Consider the following 19,143-nt stretch of genomic DNA (forward strand, 5'->3'; position numbering starts at 1 on the left):
TCGGTTGGGCGCGCTGCGGAAGCTCCTTCGATTCGTCCGGCGGGCGCATGCAGTTACTGCTCCCGTGAACTTGGCCTGAGGCTCCTGCTTCGTACTCAGGTGACCTCGGCTGCCGATGTGGGCGCAGTCCGCTGCTGTCCCCGATACTGCAGGGATACCACCAGATTCGGCGCCTGTGCTGCGCTGCCGGTGAGGGGCACCCCGTCACCGAAGTGTGGCAGGCCACGGAGGAGGACTTGTGCAGGGCCTTGGACGGGCTCGTAGACGAGAAGGTGAGGAGCAGGGCCGAGGGCACGCTGGGCGGTGCGCTGGCGGAGGGCTTCTTCGCCCATGCCGTGGTGTTGGTCGAGGGGCGCGGGAATGAGGGAGTGATCACCGGTTGCGCGGACCGGTCGGGGATCAACCTGGGCGCGGAGGGCATCAGTGTCATCGAGGTCCACGGCAAGGACAACCTCATGATCTCTGACGCACTCTTCAGTGCCCTGGGCGTGCCCTGCTATGTCGTGTTCGACGGCGACGCCGGCATGGCGGAGCGCAAGCGGGCGCCGGTGCAACACCTCATCCCGCAGCAGCGGCAGGAAAAGGAGCAGGAGTCCGAGCGCCAGGCACGGAACAACCGGACCAAGAACGCGAATCTTCTGCAGTACCTGGGTGCAACGCCGAATCCCCAGCCCGCCGACGACTCGACCGGCCGCTACACCGTATTCGAGGACACCCTGGAGACCCACCTCGCCCAGCAATGGCCGACCTGGGAGGAGCGCAGACAGGAACTCGTTCGTACCGGCGAGGGTGTCGATGGGAAGAACGCTGCGACATGTCTGGAGACGACGCGGACGGTCGCTACGGAGCCCATCGTCTCTTCCTGCCTGCCTTGCTGGAGAACGTCCGGTCGCTGACCGGGCGACGATAGCCAGATGGTTCCCTCACGCGGGCTCGCAGTTCTGCGTCATTGTGGGAAGGGTTGCCGACTTGGCCGTGCTGGAGATGGAGGCCACCTGCAACCAAAGCCGTAAACACAGCAGATGAGGACCCATTTTGTCCAACACGGTCGGCGACTGCGGGGGCTACGAGATCTCAACACGTGAGGGGCTGCGCCCAACACGCTTTCCAAGTCTTCGTCTGGGGGTTCGGGGGAGATCGGGACGTTCCGACCTGCGGCGGAGCGGTTGGTCGGCGAGCTTCCGAACGGTCCCGGACGTCGGCGAATGAGACCAGAAATGAGACCGCAACGCGGTCAGGGACTTGCTGGTTAAGAGGCAGACGTGACCACATCCGGTAGCCGACCTGCAAGGTCGGCTCCCGGAATGAGTGCAAGAGGCTGACACCTACTTCGCCAGATGCTGGACGTTGTCGAGCATGGCTACCAGCTCGACGGGCGGCTCTGAAGAGGCAGTCAGAGTTGCCTCCCGGTAGGTGACTGCGTCTTTCCCGGCGAAGCCGTCACCAGAGTCGATCAGCTCCCGCCGACGTGCCCACCACGCTGGCCAGTCTGTCTCCAGGTAGGTCTCAAGGTTGTCGTGGAACACCGCGTAGGTGGCCTCCGCAGCCGTCGTGGGCCACGGGGTCACGGAAGCCCCGAGATATCGGAGGAGATCGGCGTTCTTCCCAGCGTTCTTCCGGGCCTGCCTCTCGAACTCCAGCTCCTTCTCTCGTCGCTTCTCCTGGGCCAAGTCCCGTACCGACTCACGCTTGCGCTGCTCCATGCCCGCGTCCCCGTCGAAGACGACGTAGCAAGGGACTCCGAGGGTGGTAAGGATGGCGTGGCACAGAAGCAGGTTGTCCTTGCCCTGGGCGTTGATCACGGTGACACCCAGGGCACCGAGATTGCGGCGGTGCCGCTCCGCGCAGGCGAGGAGCACGGCCTCCTCAGTGAATCCCTCGACCAGCATCACGGCATGGGCGAAGAAGCCTTCGGCCAGCGTGTTGGAACACCGGGTCCCCGCGTACCGCTTGATGGACTCCTCTTTGACCAGGCCCGCAAGGGTCTGGCAGAGGTCGGCCTCGGTCACCTGCCAGACTTGGGTGACGGGGTGCTCCGCAGCGCCCTCCCGGCTCAGGCGGCGGATCTGGTGGTAGTCGCGCGGATCGATGAAGATCGGACTGTGCGTCGCGTACATCACCTGGGTTCGTCCCTCGGGGGATGACGCGACCAGCTCACGCAGCACGCTCGCGAACGTCTTTGCCTGCGGGGGATGTTGGAAGAGCTCGGGCTCCTCAATGGCGAGGCAGAAGGTTCGGGTTCCGTCTTGCGGGTTCATACGCTCGGCAAGGAGCTTCAGGGCGGCGATGATCAGGGCACGCTGGAAGCCGTGACCCTGCCGGTAGACCGAGGTCTTGGCGGCGCCGTCCTTGATGCTGACCTCGAACGACGTCCTGGAGAGCTTCGGCGCCTGGACAATGGGGGTTACGACCACCTGGCGGCCCGTCGTGAACTTCGCGACCTCGTCCGACAGTGCGACCGAGAGATCGTCGAGCACAGGCCCGTAGACCTTGGTGTGCACGTCCTGGCGCGCCTGGTGTGCGTTCTCCTCGATCTCTCCGAGCTGCTCGGTCGCCTCCGACCGGTCCACGGCGTGATCGAGGATCCGCCCGATGGCGGTGTTCCTGCGGTCGTCGGTCTCCTCGTACGCGCGCAGATCGGCGGAGATGAACACGAAGTCGATCAGCTTGGCCAGCAGACTCTGCCCGGCGAACCCGAAGAAGTGTGTGTCCTCGACCTCTGACTCGGTGAGCCGCTCACGGTGGGACAGTTCCCAGAGCCGCATCGCCTCGTCGACAGCGTCCGCGTTGCCCGCCGGCGGCAGCTCGAGGTCCGGGTCGCTCTCCCGAAGGGCGCTATAGGCCCTGCGCTTGTCCATGGCTTTCGTGTGTCGGCGGACCTCCTCGAAGGGGCGGAACGCGAGCGCCTTGCCGGTGATCTTGTCTGCGCCGTCCTGCTAAGTGCGCCAGATGCTCACGCTCTCGGCTCCCTCAGGGGCGTAGCGGCCCAGAGACTCGCGGTCGTACGCGGTGAGACTGTCGAACTCCACCTCTACGGAGATGCGGTCGCCGTCCGCCGCGGAGTGAAGGTCGTCCGTGCTCAGGCCGACCTCCTTTTCACCGTTGAAGAACCAGTCGAGTGCTCGCAACACGGTGGACTTGCCGACCCCGGTCGGGCCGATGAAGGAGGTTATCTCCTCGAAGGAGATGTCCACTTTGTGTAGGCAGTAGAAGTTCTGGATGCGCACGCGCTTGATTTTCACGGCCGTCCTGAAAACGTGGTCCGGAAGGGCTCCTTGAGCCACTTGTGACGGTCGTGATGCTAGCGACGCAGGTTACGGGGTGTCACAGAATATGAGGCTCCCTGATCGGAACTTCCGGCATATATGTAAAAATCGACCACGAATGTCCGAACTTGCTTTTGAACATCGCTTACTTGGTCGGATTCTCAGCGGTCACTCAGTTGCTGTCCCGCGACAGGGAATCTTGAGCATGTGCCGTCGAATTTTGACTGCAGAGCGTGGTTCGACGAGTTAAGGTCGGTAGCGACTGATCTGCGCAACTTAGTCAAGCTGCCCCCCTGTTCCAGCAGGATTCCAACTGGTGGAAAAGGCCCGTGTATTACGTGCTGAAATCACCTACGCGCGCGGCGCTATTTGCCCCTTATCTCGTCCAGCTGCCTCTGCTCCCACCAGTCCAGGATCATCTGTAGACGCTTTACCGATGGCTCAACCGGGCTGAGCGCCCGGTCCAAGTTTATGAAAGGGATCATCAGGTCTAGGAGCGATGTGGTCTTCGTCTTCAGGTCGGACGCACGCTTGGTCCAGGACCGGAGCCGTGGATGTTCCTTGCTGATGCTCGTTAGCAGGCGACCGAAATCGTCGTCCGGAGCCGGGATCTGTATGTCGTCGCCGGGCGGATCCAGAAGTGTCTGCGCAATGACGACCGCCGTGGCAATGTTGTCCACTCGCTTCACGGTGTGATCGCTGAATCGCTCAGCCACTACCATCAGATCCATCTCCAGACCATCGGCGAGTAGTCCTGACAGTTCATGGGGCTGCACGACGGGGCCAGGTTTGGAAGTCGCCATCACCCAGGCGATCGGCTTGTGCCGGGCAAGGAGCTGGCTCGCTAGGATCATGTACGCCAACACGAGATCACTGATCAAACCCGCTTCGAGGGTCTCCCGGTGGTACGTCGCGTTGCGATACTCATGCATTCGATCGAGCACCTCGCACTCCTGGGACGTCAGCACCTTCTTCTTCGTCAGATATCTGGTCTTGTCGCGCAGGTTGTCGTCGATCCGCTTGCGCTGCTCCGGCCCTACGTGCTCTTCGACCGCCTTGTCCAACATCGCACTCAGCGGCACACCGTTGTCGCGGGACTCCTTCATCTCCCCGATGAGGCTGTCAGGTAGTTGCAGAGCGAGTTGGGCGTTGACTTCACGGCCCACGATCACCTCGACCAGGTGGTCGACAAGAAGCAGCGCAAGCCGATCATGCGCCTGGTCACCAACGGCCGCGCATCGTCGAATCTCAGAGATCTCAATCGCGAGCCAGTTCCACTGCTCGGTATCGACCACCGCCTGCACACGATCCCAGTCGCGCGCGAAGGGCTGAAACGGCATAACTTGACAATCCCATCCTGCGGATCCGGGGTACAGCAAGGTGTGGTACATCGCCGAATGCATGGCTCCGTTCGGGCCGAGCAGTGATCCGTCCGGTGCCGCCGCTCCTGTCAAAGGGAGGTGTCGGTCAGTACGAGAGCCGGTCGAGGGTCCTGGGCGTCGAGGAGTTCGTGGACCATCTTCTTGGGCCATCGCAACTCTCCCGCCAAGGTTTCCGCAGTAACGCCCTTCCGTTGGGCCATGTCCAGGGCACGCTGAAGCAATACCGGGACCTCTCCCGGGAAGCTGCGTACCGGCGTAGGAGGGAGCAAGCCTTCCGATCGCAGGGCTTTGAGGCGCTTCCATGCTCGGCTGCTCACTGCTTCGGTGTGCAGGCCCAGTTCGCGGCACCGCACCAGCAGGGAATCCAGAGAGACCCCCCAGGTTTGTTGAAGTCTTCCCAGAGCTGTGAAGTCGACTCGTGTCGGCAACGCACCGGTGAGCCGCGCGGAGGGTGTCAGGAACTCGGCGGCGAAGGCATCAGCTTGGCGTTCGTTTTGGATATCTCCGGGATGAGCTTCTCCGTGGAGGAGGAGGTGGCCTAGCTCATGAGCGCAGCTGAATCGGTGGCGGAAGACGTCATCCCGCTCGTCATTGAGCACGACCACCGGCCGTGGGAGCCGAGCTGTGGAGAATCCGTACACCTTGCGGCTGTCCGGGTTGAGATAGGGCATGACGCTCACCAAAATGCCATGCGACTCCAGCAACCGCACTAGGTGCGGAATCGGTCCATCGCCCAACCCCCACTGAGCACGCAGAGCGTGAGCGGCTTGCTGAGGGTCAGAGGCAAGGCCCGGGGTTGTCTCCCCGCCGTCCCAGCCCGGCAGGTCGACTCTGGGCAAACGGATGTGCGTCTCTAGCGTGTGCGCCAGTTCCCACAACAGCTCCGTGAACGACAAGCTTCGTTCGCGTTCCCGAGCGGGTGCGGACCTCAGGGACCGGAAGTGTACGGAGGCAGTGTCCAGCACGGCCCGTGGACGTCCTGCGGTGAAGAACGCGCTGGGCATTCCCAGTGCCTCGGCCAGCCGCCGTACCTGCTCCGGACGTGGCCGGATGGCCCCCGCCTCGTATTGACCGACGGCCGCCGGCGTTACGTCGATCTTGGTAGCCAACTCCTTCTTCGACCAACCTGCCAGGCGTCGGGCCTGGGTGAGTCGCGCACCATCAAAGGCCGCAGCCACAGAAGAGGAGACGTCCAGCGGCAAAACCGGCGCCAGTGACAAGGGGGGATGCTTAGCGTTCATCACTCTCGTTCGCGGTACCGTCTGCGTCTTCCAGGTTGATGTCGGGTTCGGCACCGGTACCGAAGCCTGGCGTGATCGGGGCCGTGGGCGCGACGACCGACAGGCCACCTGCACCGCCCTCGGCCTCGGCGATGGGGAAAGGCTCGATCCAGTCCCACTTAACGGAGCCCTCGGAGTCCAGTGTCGCTTCGCCGACGTAGCACTTGAGCAGGCCCCCCTCACGGTTGCTGGCATAGGCGAGTAGCAGCATCTTCGGCTGGTCGGGAAGCTCCTCTGGAGCCTCGTCCAACTCGTCGATGGTCCACTCCTGCCCGTCGATGCCTTCGCTGATCTGAAGGGCAGTCTGGACTTGCGGGGCGAGCTTGCCGTAGGCAGCGAACAGCTCCTGGCGGATCTGCGAGGCTCGCACCTTCATCTCGCGCACGTCGGTGGTGGAGTCGTTGGCGTAGCAGACGGGGTAGAGCACTGCACCATCGACGGCGAGCATGAATGTGCTTCGCACACGCAGGGGCTTGGCCTCGGGGAGGACCTCGGCCAAGTGCTCCTTGTCTTTCAGCGCACCCACACAGAACCGCCAGCGGTTGGTGCCGAAGGTATGGCCATCGCTCCACCTGCTGAACTCGTAGGCGTCGACCGCCTCCTGGTTGCCCGTTTTCAACGCCCAAATCACGTGACGCCGTATGCGTGGAGCGGAGGTTCCGACTGTCTGATCAAAGCGTGAAGGCTGCAACGCCACGCGAACCACCCCTGGGTCGACTACAGAAGGACTTTACCCAACGACGGCGATCATGGTTGCGCACTTTAGTTTCCGCGTCAATGCCGACACCGGCTTGAGGGTGGTTCGGGTATTTTTGCCCGACTTGGGAAACTTGGCGCGTCGTTGATGTTGCACCACATTCGCCGGACGCCATGCGGGGTGCGGCAGTAGACCTTGCACTACTGAGGGCGACCTCGCATGTCCATCACGCGAACTCACTGTGGTGGATGAGGCGATCGATTGGCCCGGAAGTCTCCGCTGCCGAACCCGAAGCAGAGGACATGCACCGCCGTACCTTCCTCGCCGCGAGCATCGCCGCGCTCGTGATCCCTGCCACCACGGCCGCCGCCCACAACGGCCTCGTTCAGGCCCTCCTGTCCGGACTGAGCCCGGCCAGCGCCGGTGACGCTCGCACCGCAGACGATCTGTTCGACTGTCAGCAGTGCTCCTTATGGTGTTGAGATGGCAAATGGGGTGTGGCACACCGGATATGACATAGAGATCAATCTGTCCCTGCCCGACCTCGGTCACGAGGATCGACCGGATCTGCTCCGAGAGATCACCGCGAGTGTCGCCGACCGCGACCCGCAGCTGCTCGAATGTCTAGCGCATCATGACGGGCGCGAGTGCCTGTCGGAGTCCGGCGGAAAGTCTCCGTGGATGTTCATCCGCCGAGGCCGTGTTGGGGGTCGCCGGCCGCTCGTGGCGTCACACCTGCCGATCACGCACAAGGCGACGCCGGCGGAGAGCGCACAGCACAAGGCCACGAAGGAGCGGGTCGTCGAGACGGCCTCGCGCTGCGGTCTGGATGCCGAAGCTGAAGTCTCCACGGCGAATCGGCGGAGCGTCTCTGATGCCCTCGTCACCGGCCCTGGGGGTATCCGTATCGGCTGGGAGATCCAGTACCACCACATCAGTCCGAGCAGTGTCCATCGCCGGTCCGTCAACGCCGTACAGCACGAGATCACGCCTCTGTGGGTGGCGAAGGACCGTACGGCCTCGCTGATCGACCGGGCGCCGTGGGCCCGCGTGGACGACATGCCGTGGAAGGACATCACCGACGGCAAGGAGATGGTGATCCGCGGTGGATACCACTACCTCCAGGTCTGGAAGTGCGTGCCCAGCAGTGATCGTCACTGCTCCCTGACCGAGGGAGCCGGCCACTGCGGCGGGATTCATGCCGAGTGGTTCCTGCCCGCCCTGTGCCATCCGGAGAAGAAGCCGGTCCAAATCGAGGATCTCGTTCTCTCCAGCGCGACAGGGGAGAGCGTCCCCGTGTACGTGCCCAATCGGGGCAGCGGCCGGGCCGGTCGGCACATGTGGGTGCCAGCAGACGACTGCGAGTTATGGCGGGAGCTGGTCGGGGAGAAGGCGCCGCTTCCCGTCGTGCCGGAGCAGGAGGAGGACGATCAGATCACCTTCACCGAGCAGGAGATCGACCGAACCTGCCGCGCCGGCGAAGAGGGATGGTTCGTCAGCGACGCCCGGCCCATCCGCGATCTGGGACAGCCCACCGGTGGCTACACCTTGCCGCGGATGCCGCTACAGCGGTCCGTGAAGCCGACGCTGATCACGTCCGTGGAGCGGGCTGCCGCCTCGGCCGCGCTGGGCTGCCCGCCCTGGGAGCTGGGACTGTGCGCAGGCTGCGGTCAGCTGATGCGTCGGCACGGACGCCACGCGGCCATGTACTGCGCGGTGTGCCGCGCCGAACTCAACGGTCGATAGCTGAGGAGCCTTCGCGCTGTCCTGTGTGGACCTTGTAGACCCCGAATTGGGCGTTCTCGACCCGGCCCTGCCCTGCCCTGGCGAGTCAGGGGGCCCGAGGCGGCTCACAGGCCGGTGACCGGCTGCCCGGTGAGTGCTTGGGCGATCTGCCACAGCTGTCCGCCGCGGGACGCCTTCACGAGAACGACGTCGCCGGGGCGGAGGATGGAGGCCAGGTAGGCGGCGGCGGTGCCGTTGTCGCCGACCATCGCGATGTCCGGCACGCCTGCCGCGCCCGCCGCGAGGGCGAGTTGCTTGGCGAGTGTGTTGCCGACCGCCACGATGAGATCGACGCCGTTCTCCGCTGCCATGCGTCCGACCTGGCGGTGGGCTTCCACGGCTTCGTCGCCCAGCTCCAGCATCTCTCCGAGTACGGCGATCCTTCGGCCGCCTGCGGCCTCGGTCGTGTCGCCGTCTGTCTCGGGCATCAAGACTCTCCGTTGTTCAGGGGCGCGAAGGTGATCGCGCGGCCGGCGTAGGAGGGGGACAGGCGACTCAGGGGGACTTGATCGTGCGTCTGGCCCCAGGCTGATGGGTCCCGGATGTGGACGGTCGGGTCGGGACTGTCCTCGTAGCCGCGAAGGATGACGAGGTGGCCTCCGGAACGTCCGTCGTCGGGGAGTTGCTCGGTGACGGACACGATGACGGGTGCGTCATCGAGGCGGCCGAGCAGGTCTTCGACGGGCACGGGCTTTGCGGTCGCAGGGACACCGAGGTCGGTAGCCAGGCTCGCGATCCCCGCGTGGAGTGCTCCACGCGGGGTCAGAACCTCGTGCTTGACCGCGAGTTTCAGGAGTTCCGTGACCGTGGGTGCCTTGCGCCCGTAGGCGAGCAGGATCATTCTCAGCGACGCCAGGCCGCATGCCCGGTTGGACCATTCCACCCTGTCCCCGAGTGCCCACCCTCCGTGCAGATCCCATTCCTCGGGGGCGATGAGCTGTCGGCACATGGGGACATCGTGGACGCGCGACACGGTGGGCGGGCTCCTACGGTGAGACGGCAGCCTCCCGAGTCAGTGTGGTGCCGGCGAACGCGGGAGTGGGCAGAGGAACATCGTATGGCGGTCGGGTCAACGCCTCGTGCAGCATCGCCACTACGACATCTGTGTGCGTGAGCCCGACCATCGCGGCGCCCACCACGAAGTTGCTGTCACGGGACATGCCCGGGGTGCTGTTGACCTCCAGCACGTACGGCTGGTCGTCCTCGGTGAGGATGAAGTCGACGCGCGCCGATCCACGCAGCCCGAGCCCGTCCCACAGCGTCGTGGCGTACTCGGTGACCTTGGTCAGCGCCTCGGGTGACAGCTCGGCTGCCCGTACGGCTACGGCGCCCCTGGAATCCACGTCGAGCTTCGTGTCGGCGTCGTAGAACTCCGCCTCGGTGGCTTCGGTGGCCAGCGGGGGAAGTACGACGACCGCGCCTCCGGGTAGTTCCAGGAGTCCCACGGTCAGTGGCACGCCGGTCAGGTAGTCCTCGACCAGTACGGCGTCGCCTTCCTCGCTGGCAGCGTCCGCCAGCGCCCTGGGAAGGTCCGCCTGTTCGCGTACCAGGCTCATGCCCACGCTGGAGCCGCCGAAGGGCGGTTTGACCATCGCAGCCTGCCCGTTCCAGCGCATCGGGCCACCGGACCACACCCACCATCCCGGCGTGGGGATGCCGAGGCTCAGCATCACCCGCTTGCAGAGGATCTTGTCGGCGGCCACCGCGGATGCCGCGACTCCGCTGCCGCAGTACGGCACGCGCAGGTAGTCGAGCAGGCCCTGCAGCCTCCCGTCCTCTCCGTATGGACCGTGAAGGTTCGAGAGGGCGACGTCATACCCTGCCAACTCCGTGATGAAGTCCGGCTCGCACGGGTTCAGCACTTTCCAGCGGGCTCCGATGTCGTCCAGGGCGTCGGACAGGGCGGTCACGGAACGCTGGTCCATGGGGCACTTCGAGTGGTAGAGCCGGTCCTCGGCTGACACGGGCCCGTAGACGAGGGCGACGCCGAGCCCCTCTCGGTCACGCTGCCAGTCGCGAAGTGTCTGGGCGGCCTCGCGCACCGCGAGGCCAGAGCTGGAGTCGAGGAACTGAGTCATGCGAGGACCCCTTCGAAGGTGTGGGTGACCAGTCCGCCGACCCAGTGCGTCCGGTTTGGTCGGTCGGGATGTGGCCGGACCGTGAGCGGTTCCCCGGCGCGGTTGTGGACGGTGACGGCGCGCGGCGACACGAGTCCGCGCATGGTGGCGATGACGACGGCCGCGACGGCTCCGCTCCCGCATGACAGGGTTTCCGCCTCGACGCCGCGTTCGTAGGTGCGGATCTTCAGCGCCTGGCTGCCGGCGGCCTGGACGAAGTTGACGTTCGTCCCCAGCGGTGCAAGGTCGGAGTGGTGGCGGACGAGGCGCCCGACGAGTACCGCGTCGATGGCGTCGACGTCGTCCACGATGGCGACGACGTGTTCGGTGCCGGTGTGGGCACTGTCGAACCAGGTCGGCCTGCCGTTGATGACGGTCTGGACACGTCGGGGGTGGACCGCGCCGACCTCGGCCGTGACCCACACGGAGTCGTCGCTCACGATCGCCTCGTGCATCACCCCCGCCATGCGGAGGCTCATCTCGCGGAAGCCGTGGTCGTGGTGTGCAGCCCAGGCGGTACACCGCAGAGCGTTGCCGCACATCGTCGCGATCGAGCCGTCGGCGTTGAAGCAGCCGACTTCGAAGACGACCGGGCTGATGCTGATCTGGCTGCTGATGACGAGGCCGTCCGCGCCTACGCCGGTTCGTCTGGCACAGAGGCGCTCGGCCTCCTTTGGCCAGTCCTTCTCGCCGTCCGGCGCGGGGTCGGATAACAGGACGAAGTCGTTCCCCGCTCCGTGGATCTTGCGGAAGCGCATGGCAAAGCTCCTCGCTGGCGTGAGGTGACAGTTCTCGTGATGACTGAATGGGGCTTCGGGTCAGAGGAGTTCGACGGGCCGATACGTGGTAGCCGGCTCCTTCATGACCCACGGGGAGTGCCCGTCGAAGATCAGAACCCGGCGCCCCGCGGTGCCGGCGGACCTCATGTCGTGGACCCGCAGGTACAACCCGTCGAGGAAAACGAAATCGCCTATCTGGACATCGCTTGGTTGCCTCTGACCGGGGATGGTGCCGAGGGGCGGAGAGGGTGCAGGAGTTGGGCCGGTGGTGCGGCGCTCGTACATTCAGCCTCTCCAGATGGCCAGGAGGATCGAACCGCCGAGGGCCAAGAGGCTTGCCACGTAGCAGAGTTGCTGGTTCCGGGGGCTCAAGGGGCACCGACCAGGTGGCCGCGAAGGCGGTCGCGGACTGACGGGATACTGATCTCCCCAAGGGGCATCCAGGCCGCTGCGCCGGCTTCGATCACCATCGGAGCGATGGCGCCGGAGTGGGCCCGGAAGAGGTACCTGAAGCCGATCCGGAGGCGGGGGCCGTACCTGTGTTGCCCCGCTCTGGTCACGTCGATCAGGAAGGGGCCATCGCTGTCGGGCTCCGTCCATACTTCGCGAATGCCGACTGCCTCGGTCAACAGACGCAGGGCTGCCTCGCTGAGTGAGTCGTCCTGTTCCTCCGGCTCCGCTTCGGCGAGGGCGAAGGCTCCTTCGTGCCGCAGGGACAGGACGCGATTGCGTTCGTCGACGACGACCGCGCCCGTCGTCACGAGGGGGCAGCGCCAGCTGTGGGTGCAGGTCCCGCGCTGTGCGTGGTCGCGGGCGGCGTCGTACACCGGCATCAGCGCCATCTGCTCGTCAGGGTGCTCGTAGATGTAGTTGGAAAGCTCCCGGACGATCTGGTCCTCCCGGATACTCACGGGGCACCGAGCCCGTGGCGCTGTGAGTAGATCCACAGGAGCCTTCGCGTGATGTCGGCGACATCCCGGAGGTAGATGAAGACGCCGAACGACGGAGTCTCCGCGGTTGGACGGTTCTGCAAGTCGATGAGCCGGTACCCCTTGCGGAACAACTCCCGCACCTCCTCGTCTTCGTCCGCCCCCAGGTCCTCACCGAGTAGAAGGTTGAGGTGTCCGACGATCTCCGGCAGGGAGGTGTCCATGTCTTTGCGGGTGGAGGTGGCCATCTGCATGGAGAGGGCTGCTTCGGTGCTTTCCGAAATAGTCTCGACGTCGACTGGGAGAACTTCGGTCCCAGCGCTGTCGGTTGCTCTCGATGCCTTGCCGCTACTTGCCACAGTGATCACCGTCTCGCCCCTTCAGTGCGCGTTTCCGGCCGTGCCAGTAACGCTAAGAAGGGCGACAGGAGGGGCTCTACGAGTGTGCCGGAACTTGCCGGGCATTCACCCCAGGGATTCGATGGCTGCCGTGATGAGCTCGCGCGCCGCCGGGCCGTAGACGGCAAGTTCGGCCAGATCCGTGAACGTCTGGGCATACATGGCAAGTTCGTGCTTCTGCGTGACGGCGAGGTGGGCCGAGACGAGTTCGACGTGGACCGTGTGGTCGTCGTACAGGAAGAAGCCCTCGACAGGCCAGAGGCTGGAACGGTCGGCGTCTTCAGGGATGATGCCGATGCTTACCGAGGGAAGCGCCATAACGCTGAGAAGATAGCCGAGTTGACCGGCCATCACGTCCGTGCCGCCTATGCGCTTTCGGAGTGCTCCCTCTTCCAGGAGGACCGCGAACGTGTGGTTGCCGTACACGATCTGCTGCTTCTCCACGCGCACCCTGACGGCCGCCGGCACGTCATCAACAAGGCCGCGACGGTCGCGAATAGAGGTGAGCAGTGCAGTGATGTATGAGGCCGTCTGCACGGGGCCGGGAATGAGCCACGGCGAGTAGATACGGAAGCGTTGAGTGCGTTCCCACAGGGGGAGGACGGACTCCTGGGCCTGCTTCAGGCCGGTGCGCTCCATCCGGCGCCACTCGACGAACATGCCCTCGATGCCGCGAGCTGTCGAGACGAGATCCTCGGCCACGCTCTCTGCGCCGCAAGCGGCAGCCCACGCACGAAGGTCGCGCTCCGAGGGCGGACGCGTGCCGCTCTCGAAGCGCGAACACTTCGACTCGTGCCAGCCGAGGCTGTTGGCCAAGGCTCGCTTGGTGAGCCCGGCTTCGAGCCGGATTTCGCTCAGGCGTTTACCCAGGGCCCTGCGGGCTTCCTGAACGCTCGAAGATGGCGATGTCATGTCGCTGCGATGTGGCCGTTCGGGTAATCAGGCCGGCTGGAACTCTGCGTGCGGTGTCGCCCGCGCCCACACGGCCTCGAAGGCCGACTCGCAGAGCTTTGCCACCTCCGGATCCTCCGTGAGTTCCACCTCCATGTTCTCGCCTTCGCCGTCGAAGTGGTTGACGAGGACGAGGCTGGAGTCGAAGAGCCAGAAGTCGTTGCCCGGAAGCGTGAGGCCCGTTGCGTTTCGCCGGGAGAGCCAGCGCACCTCTTCGCCGGCAGCGATGTTGAGTCCATCGGTCACGTCGTACTCGAAGCGGATGTACTCGCTGACGGGCGTCGAAACGATCCGCGCCCGGCGCACCTCGACGCCCCGGGAGGTAGCGGCCGTGACGAGGCTGAGCCAGTCGGCCCAACGCTCGGCAGGGTCGAGCGTTTCACCGGCCTTCCAGTCGATGAAGGCCGGATCCGACTTCATGTAGGCGTCGCGCATCTCCAGATGGACGGCCGTCCTCTGGCAGTCGCGGAACAGCTCCTCAAACGTCGGGGTCCTCATCGGCCTTCTTCACCTCCAGGAAGAACTGCACCATGCGTCGGGGGATCTCCACGACCGATTCATGGCCGGGGATGTCCATCTGCGCGAGGCGCTCGATGTCCTCCACCTTCAGCCCCTGCACGAGGTAACTGTCCTTCTCCTCGTCGAGGTAGATGGTGGGGGAGCCGCCACTGGGACTCTCCGGGTCCTTACCGAGCTTACGCAGGGCCATGATGTCCTCCTCGGATGCCGGTAACGATCTCTGTGCCAGAGCTTGCCCGTGGCTGCGGTGTAGAGCGAGGAACTTGCCGAAACTTGCCAGCTGTAAGGAAGTTGACCTTACGTGGCTGGGGCAGAGTGACGAGTAGTGGGCCGGCCGCAGCGCCCCGGGGATGGCCGGATCCGATTGCTGTCCGCTCCTCCTCGCTGGGAAACCCTGGTCGATGCGCATGGGTGCTAGGCGCGGATCACTTCGATGATTTGCCAGTTCGCCGGAGGCAGACAGGGAAGATCCCGAAACCACTGGCGTTCTGCGCACGGGCATGTCAACGTGGACGACCTTCCGAAACCGCAGGTCAACGACGGTCAGTAACTCATCCCGAGCGCACGGAGGCGCCCCTGTATCCGCACCACCCCAGCGATCCTTCCCGTCCCGACTCACCGGAACCCGTGTACTGGGTCACCCCGCGTCACCTCGCCGGTGACGATGATGCTCTCGCCGAGCGGATCGGCGACACCCTGGCCGGCCTCGGCTGGCGCATGTGGCCCACCTCGCGCCACACCCTGCTGTACGTGAGCCCGGACGAGCTGCGTGGCGCCGAGTGGATCCTTGCGGCCTACCCATTCGAGCTGGGCGGGCTGCCCGTTGCGTGGCAACTGAGTGCCCGCCCGCATGCCACATCCGTGATGACGGAGTGGAACGCGTACTTCACCACCGGCGTTCCGTACGAGGCGCTCGCCGATCTCCTCCTGGCGATCGACGCCCGTGAGGCACCTGACACTGGCTTCGCGGGGCCGGAGACGGTCCTTGACGCGCTCAGCATCAGCGGTTGGATCCGCGACGTGGATCGGCCTCGTACCACCGCCATGGACCCCGGGTTTTCCTCCAGCGTCTCCCTGGAGATGGTGCCGCCGCTCATTGAGGACGCTGACCCGCGTCCTGACGTGGTGGGCTGGCAGTCGTGGGCGGAACCCGTGCTCGGCGCCCCGTACTTGTGGTGTGCCAGCTTCAGCGCCAGCGTTCCGAACGACTTGGTCGCCGCGTTCGCGTCATCGCTTGCCTCACCGGTCCCTGTGCCCCGCCGCAGCTTGCCCAAGAGCACCGAGGGACGGCTCACGGTTGTCCGCCGCAGCTGACGAGCCGCGCTCTGGAGGAGCCGCAGGTCAGACGTATGCGGGCACATTCCCCGCCCGTCCGATGGCAGATAGGGAGAGATCTTGTTCTTTCGACGCGCCCGCGAGGACCGCGCGTTCCGTGAAGCCCAGCGTGCTGGCCACGAGCTGCTGCTGCAGCTGCAGGCCACACAACCCTGGCGCGACCTCACCGAGCCAGCCGCACCGGCTGCGGAGGAATCGGCGATGAGTGACCTCCCACCGCCGGAGTTGCGGGTGCCGTCCCGCCCGGAGGTGGCCGGGCTGATGATGCGCTGGGAGCAGCCACTCGTCATCGATGGCGAGGTCCGCACATGCCCCGAGTGCGGCGTGTACCGGGACTGGATCGTCTTCTGCATGCGCGACGACTCGGTGTGGCTGCGCTGCCGGGCTGGTCACCAGGTGCAAGAGCCGCAGTTGGACGCCGCCTGGTACAACCGCAACTCCGGTCCGGTCGACCACTGGCACCCCACCCTCGAAGAGGGCCTGCGCCACCTCGGCCACTGAACCCCGAACCCCTACGCCCCCTTTCACTGCCGGTACCCGGAGGGCTGGCCTGGTCAACCCGTACGTACCGCAGGCCACTTAGGGTTCACATGCGCCTTTCCACCACGACCGTTCTCACCTTGAACTTCTTCGCCGTCCTGGCCCTGGCGGGCTGCTCGACCGGTAGCAGCTTCTCCGCCGGCCCAGGGTCCTCCGCGGCCGCACCGTCCGAGAGCGCCTTGGCGTCAGTACCGCTGTCCTCCGCCGCACTGGCCCAGCGACTCCTGGACGACAGCGACTTGGGCGAGGGCTACACCCACGTACCGCAGCGCCCCACAGCCGACAACGACGTGACCGTGATCGGCTGCCCGGCGCTGGAGAGGCTCGGATCCGACGCGGCGACCGGCGCCGGCCTCGACTTCTCCCGTAAGGCGAAGGCATCCTTCGCCTACGACGGCGGCAGCGCCTCCGAGGTGTCCGAGGAGTTGTATAGCGACACAGCCGTGAAGCTGTCGAAGGGCATTGGAGAGGTCTTCGACGCCATGGTCTCCTGCCCCACGTACCAAGTCGCCTCAGGCAACACCGTCATCGACATGGGTACCCAGAAGACTGCCGCCCCTGAGCTTGGGGACGAGCAATGGAGCCAACTGCTCACCTACTCGGCCGGAGGGCAGCGCAGCGTCGTGAAGCAGGTGGCGATCCGCACCGGCAATGTCGTGATGGTCGTATCCGGTTGGCCGGGGCTCGTAGATGCCAACCTGGAGAAGGCGCTCGCGAAGGCCCAGGCCGCATCCTGACTGCCCTGCCCCATCGGTGCCCCTCTGCCTTGCTCTGGCAGAGGGGCACCGGCGTATGTCTGGAATCACCGTGCCTTGCGGGACGGGTTGTCTCGGGTCGGCGAGGGTCGGGCGGTGCGAGCGTTGCCCGTGGTCCTGGCGGCGTGTTCGGGCATCGCAGTCGCGTCGGCCGGCAGGTCGGCCATGCGGCGCAGTCGCCACACCAGCACGTCGCTGACTGAGTCTGCGGTCTGCAGCTCCCGCTGCCCGGTTGTTTCCACCAGGAGCGCGGCCGGGTCGTGTCCGGCTGCCTCGACGTCGGCGAGGGTAGCGGCCAGGGAGTGCCAGCCCGGTTCGGCGAGGACCTGTTCCGCCAGCTCCGGCACCGCCTGCCGCAGAAGGACGGCCTGCTTCTGGCGCAGGGGCTGGGACAGGCGTCGGCCCCGCTGGTACAGCACGGCCAGCGGGACGTCGGCAGCGGCCTGGTAGGCGGCGCGCAGGTGCTCCGCGGCTTTCTGGGCGGCGGCGGCCTGCTGGGCGTGATCCTTCCTCGCGTGCCAGTGGGCGGCGGCAGTGACGAGGAAGAACGCCATGTCGATCACCATCGCGGTGGTGGCCCCGTCCTCGCCGCGGCCGAGCGCGGGCCCGTTATAGATGAGGTCGCGGGCGGCCTGGCGCAGGGCGCGGTCGTGCCCGTGTTCGGCCTTGATGTGGGAGCGGGTGGCACGCTCGAACACGAAGGCTGCTTCACGCAGTTGGCCGCGGGTGTGGGCAGCGGATGTCTCGGCGAGTGCGTCGAGGACCTCACCGGCAGCGGCGATGTGTGCTGCCACTTGGGCGTCCTCACCGTGGTCGATGAACAGCACCGCCTGCCACGCCGCGGTGGCCGCCCGGCGGCGCGCGGTGGCCGGGCCGCTCGGCGCGGGGCCCGTGGTCTGGTCCGAGGACGCTCCGGTGCCCTGGTTCGGGGCGTAAACGGTCCAGCGTTTGCGGACACGAGGCAGGGACAAGTCGGGGGAGAGGGTGGAGCCCGCGTAGAACACCGGCTCCTTCTCGCCGTTGCGGTCGTCCGGGAGAGCGACCTTGTAGCCGAGCAGGTCGCCGGAGGGTGCTACGCGCTTCCGGATCAGCAGTCCGGCGGCGGCCAGACGGTCGAAGAACTCCTCCTCGCTCGTCGCTCCCGCCACCACACGACGCACGGTCTCCCGAAGCTCCTCGCGCGCCGGTCGCTCTCTGCCCTCGCGTTCGGCTTTGTGGCGTTCGGCGCTGGTTGGCAGTCTGGCGGCCGTACCGTCCCCCGGTGCGACCTGGTGCAGGCCGAGTTCCTTCTCGATGAGGCGGCATTCGGACTGGGCGCGCTTGCCGGAGCGGTGATGGTCGGGGCGGCGGCCGTCTTCGCGTACGAGGGTGGCGATGATGTGGATGTGGTCGTCGGCGTGACGGACTGCGGCCCAGCGGCAGCCGGCACCGTCGCCGGGGTCGATGCCGGTGGCGGCGATCACACGGCGGGCGATGTCGCCCCACTGTTCGTCACTGAGGATCGGGTCATCGGGGGCGGCGCGCACGGAGCAGTGCCACACGTGCTTTTCCGGGCGCTGGTCTGAGTCGAGGAGGGCAAAGGGCTGGTCGAGGAGACGTCCGAGGTCCTTCTCCGTCACCGAAGGATCGCGGCCGGGATCGGGGGCGGCCAGGTAGTCGAAAGAAGCTACGAGGTGCGGATCGACGTGTTCCTCGTGGGTGCTCTCGTCGTACAGGTAGAGCAGGAGACCGAGGGTCTTGCTGCCTTGCTGGTGGATTCGGGGGATCAAGCGGCCTTCCCCTCCTCTCGGTTGGCGACCCTGTCCACCGCACGCTGGACGGCCTGCGCGGTGCGCTGCAGATCGGCGAGAGTGCCGGCGAAGTGTGGAGCGTCGGCACCGGAGTTGAGGGCCTTCGCGGCCTGGTTGACGTTGCTGCCGGCCCAGCCGAGCTGGCGGCGCACGCCGAACAGCGCGGTCAGGATGTCCCGTTCGGTGGCGATGGCGGCTGCGGTGCGGGACTGATCGCGAGCGGCGGCCAGGGCGGAGTGGGCCATGAATCCGGCCACGCTCATGTCGACGTGTTCGGCACCGGATTCGATGATGGCGAGTTCTTGTTCGTTGAGGCGGACGCTGTGGGCGGGGCGCTGCTTCTTGTCACGCGGACGTGACTTCCCCTGCCTGGCCTTGCCCTTGTGGCCGGCCCTTCCTGGCTGCGATCCGCCCTCGGTCGCAGCCTCCCCGCCCGGCGCCCCCTGGTGCCGGGCGGGCCCCGCCACCCCCGGGGCGGGGGCGGGTTCGGGCGCTCCCCCTGCGGGGGAGTGTCCGAACCTCCAACTTGCTGTGCGACGTGAGGCCGCACGTTCGGAAGTGAGGTAATTCTCGTGGAGAGGTTCAGACAAGGAATTCCTCCGAATTAGTGTCTCGATTAC

22 protein-coding genes are annotated in these 19,143 nt (G+C 65.9%); 6 read left to right on the forward strand and 16 right to left on the reverse strand.

What is annotated here, in order from left to right; all coding sequences use genetic code 11:
• Positions 1-212: 212 nt before the first annotated feature.
• Positions 213-896 carry an ATP-dependent endonuclease gene (locus IG08_RS54360; protein WP_052424834.1) on the forward strand — a complete coding sequence of 228 codons (684 nt, stop codon included), beginning with the start codon at positions 213-215 and terminating at the stop codon, positions 894-896.
• A 429-nt stretch (positions 897-1,325) separates the two neighbouring features.
• On the opposite strand, the gene IG08_RS54365 is transcribed toward IG08_RS54360, so the two are convergent.
• The 5 genes from IG08_RS54365 to IG08_RS0123075 form a co-directional block, all read right to left on the reverse strand.
• A complete protein-coding gene (locus IG08_RS54365) occupies positions 1,326-2,858 on the reverse strand; it encodes an ATP-dependent nuclease (protein ID WP_234342945.1) in 1,533 nt (510 codons plus the stop codon).
• A gap of 78 nt (positions 2,859-2,936) precedes the next feature.
• Positions 2,937-3,227 (reverse strand): AAA family ATPase, encoded by a 291-nt coding sequence (locus IG08_RS57305; protein WP_158812266.1) that lies wholly within the window; start codon positions 3,225-3,227, stop codon positions 2,937-2,939.
• 404 nt (positions 3,228-3,631) lie between these two features.
• The gene (locus IG08_RS0123065) at positions 3,632-4,606 is read right to left on the reverse strand and encodes a hypothetical protein (protein WP_234342946.1); all 975 of its coding nucleotides are present in this window, start codon (positions 4,604-4,606) and stop codon (positions 3,632-3,634) included.
• 110 nt (positions 4,607-4,716) lie between these two features.
• Positions 4,717-5,868 carry a helix-turn-helix domain-containing protein gene (locus tag IG08_RS57310; RefSeq protein ID WP_234342947.1) on the reverse strand — a complete coding sequence of 384 codons (1,152 nt, stop codon included), beginning with the start codon at positions 5,866-5,868 and terminating at the stop codon, positions 4,717-4,719.
• Between the two features lie 10 nt (positions 5,869-5,878).
• Positions 5,879-6,625, reverse strand: coding sequence for a hypothetical protein (locus IG08_RS0123075; RefSeq protein ID WP_106981003.1), 747 nt, complete (start codon positions 6,623-6,625; stop codon positions 5,879-5,881).
• Positions 6,626-6,927: 302 nt separating this feature from the next.
• On the opposite strand from IG08_RS0123075, the gene IG08_RS0123080 reads away from it, so the two are divergent.
• Positions 6,928-7,107, forward strand: coding sequence for a hypothetical protein (locus IG08_RS0123080; protein ID WP_030605629.1), 180 nt, complete (start codon positions 6,928-6,930; stop codon positions 7,105-7,107).
• 1 nt (position 7,108) lies between these two features.
• Positions 7,109-8,371, forward strand: a complete 1,263-nt coding sequence (locus IG08_RS0123085) for a competence protein CoiA family protein (protein ID WP_234342948.1) — start codon at positions 7,109-7,111, stop codon at positions 8,369-8,371.
• 104 nt (positions 8,372-8,475) lie between these two features.
• Here the strand turns inward: IG08_RS0123085 and IG08_RS0123090 are convergent, their stop codons facing one another.
• From IG08_RS0123090 to IG08_RS0123135, 9 genes are all read right to left on the reverse strand, one after another.
• Complete coding sequence (locus IG08_RS0123090) at positions 8,476-8,838, reverse strand: glutamate ligase domain-containing protein (protein ID WP_030605633.1); 363 nt, start codon at positions 8,836-8,838, stop codon at positions 8,476-8,478.
• Positions 8,838-9,359, reverse strand: coding sequence for a C39 family peptidase (locus IG08_RS0123095; protein WP_030605636.1), 522 nt, complete (start codon positions 9,357-9,359; stop codon positions 8,838-8,840). Before IG08_RS0123095 ends, IG08_RS0123090 begins: the two co-directional genes overlap by 1 nt.
• 37 nt (positions 9,360-9,396) lie before the next feature.
• Positions 9,397-10,488 carry a D-alanine--D-alanine ligase family protein gene (locus IG08_RS0123100; protein WP_030605638.1) on the reverse strand — a complete coding sequence of 364 codons (1,092 nt, stop codon included), beginning with the start codon at positions 10,486-10,488 and terminating at the stop codon, positions 9,397-9,399.
• Entirely contained in the window at positions 10,485-11,285 is an 801-nt protein-coding gene (dapF, locus tag IG08_RS0123105) for a diaminopimelate epimerase (protein ID WP_030605640.1), read from the reverse strand. The genes IG08_RS0123100 and dapF overlap by 4 nt, the downstream gene beginning before the upstream one ends.
• A gap of 389 nt (positions 11,286-11,674) precedes the next feature.
• Positions 11,675-12,217 (reverse strand): NUDIX hydrolase, encoded by a 543-nt coding sequence (locus IG08_RS0123115; RefSeq protein WP_030605643.1) that lies wholly within the window; start codon positions 12,215-12,217, stop codon positions 11,675-11,677.
• Positions 12,214-12,603: a hypothetical protein gene (locus IG08_RS0123120; RefSeq protein WP_030605644.1), complete on the reverse strand. Its 390-nt coding sequence runs from the start codon at positions 12,601-12,603 to the stop codon at positions 12,214-12,216. The genes IG08_RS0123115 and IG08_RS0123120 overlap by 4 nt, the downstream gene beginning before the upstream one ends.
• A gap of 96 nt (positions 12,604-12,699) precedes the next feature.
• Positions 12,700-13,545: a helix-turn-helix domain-containing protein gene (locus IG08_RS0123125; RefSeq protein ID WP_030605645.1), complete on the reverse strand. Its 846-nt coding sequence runs from the start codon at positions 13,543-13,545 to the stop codon at positions 12,700-12,702.
• Positions 13,546-13,572: 27 nt separating this feature from the next.
• On the reverse strand, positions 13,573-14,082 hold the full coding sequence (locus IG08_RS0123130) for a DUF6879 family protein (protein WP_030605647.1): 510 nt from the start codon (positions 14,080-14,082) through the stop codon (positions 13,573-13,575).
• Positions 14,063-14,293, reverse strand: coding sequence for a hypothetical protein (locus tag IG08_RS0123135; protein ID WP_030605648.1), 231 nt, complete (start codon positions 14,291-14,293; stop codon positions 14,063-14,065). The genes IG08_RS0123130 and IG08_RS0123135 overlap by 20 nt, the downstream gene beginning before the upstream one ends.
• A 437-nt stretch (positions 14,294-14,730) precedes the next feature.
• Here IG08_RS0123135 and IG08_RS0123140 point away from each other — a divergent pair, with 437 nt between their 5' ends.
• From IG08_RS0123140 to IG08_RS0123150, 3 genes are all read left to right on the forward strand, one after another.
• Entirely contained in the window at positions 14,731-15,417 is a 687-nt protein-coding gene (locus IG08_RS0123140; protein WP_030605649.1) for an SPDY domain-containing protein, read from the forward strand.
• Between the two features lie 81 nt (positions 15,418-15,498).
• The gene (locus IG08_RS0123145) at positions 15,499-15,939 is read left to right on the forward strand and encodes a hypothetical protein (RefSeq protein ID WP_052424836.1); all 441 of its coding nucleotides are present in this window, start codon (positions 15,499-15,501) and stop codon (positions 15,937-15,939) included.
• An 89-nt stretch (positions 15,940-16,028) separates the two neighbouring features.
• Complete coding sequence (locus IG08_RS0123150) at positions 16,029-16,715, forward strand: hypothetical protein (RefSeq protein WP_030605652.1); 687 nt, start codon at positions 16,029-16,031, stop codon at positions 16,713-16,715.
• Between the two features lie 65 nt (positions 16,716-16,780).
• Here the strand turns inward: IG08_RS0123150 and IG08_RS0123155 are convergent, their stop codons facing one another.
• Together IG08_RS0123155 and IG08_RS0123160 are read right to left on the reverse strand one after the other, a co-directional pair.
• Entirely contained in the window at positions 16,781-18,502 is a 1,722-nt protein-coding gene (locus IG08_RS0123155; protein WP_030605653.1) for a relaxase/mobilization nuclease domain-containing protein, read from the reverse strand.
• Positions 18,499-18,990: a plasmid mobilization relaxosome protein MobC gene (locus tag IG08_RS0123160; protein WP_030605654.1), complete on the reverse strand. Its 492-nt coding sequence runs from the start codon at positions 18,988-18,990 to the stop codon at positions 18,499-18,501. Before IG08_RS0123160 ends, IG08_RS0123155 begins: the two co-directional genes overlap by 4 nt.
• Between the last annotated feature and the right edge of the window lie 153 nt (positions 18,991-19,143).

This window comes from Streptomyces fulvoviolaceus, assembly GCF_000718165.1.
Taxonomy (GTDB): Bacteria; Actinomycetota; Actinomycetes; order Streptomycetales; family Streptomycetaceae; genus Streptomyces; species Streptomyces fulvoviolaceus.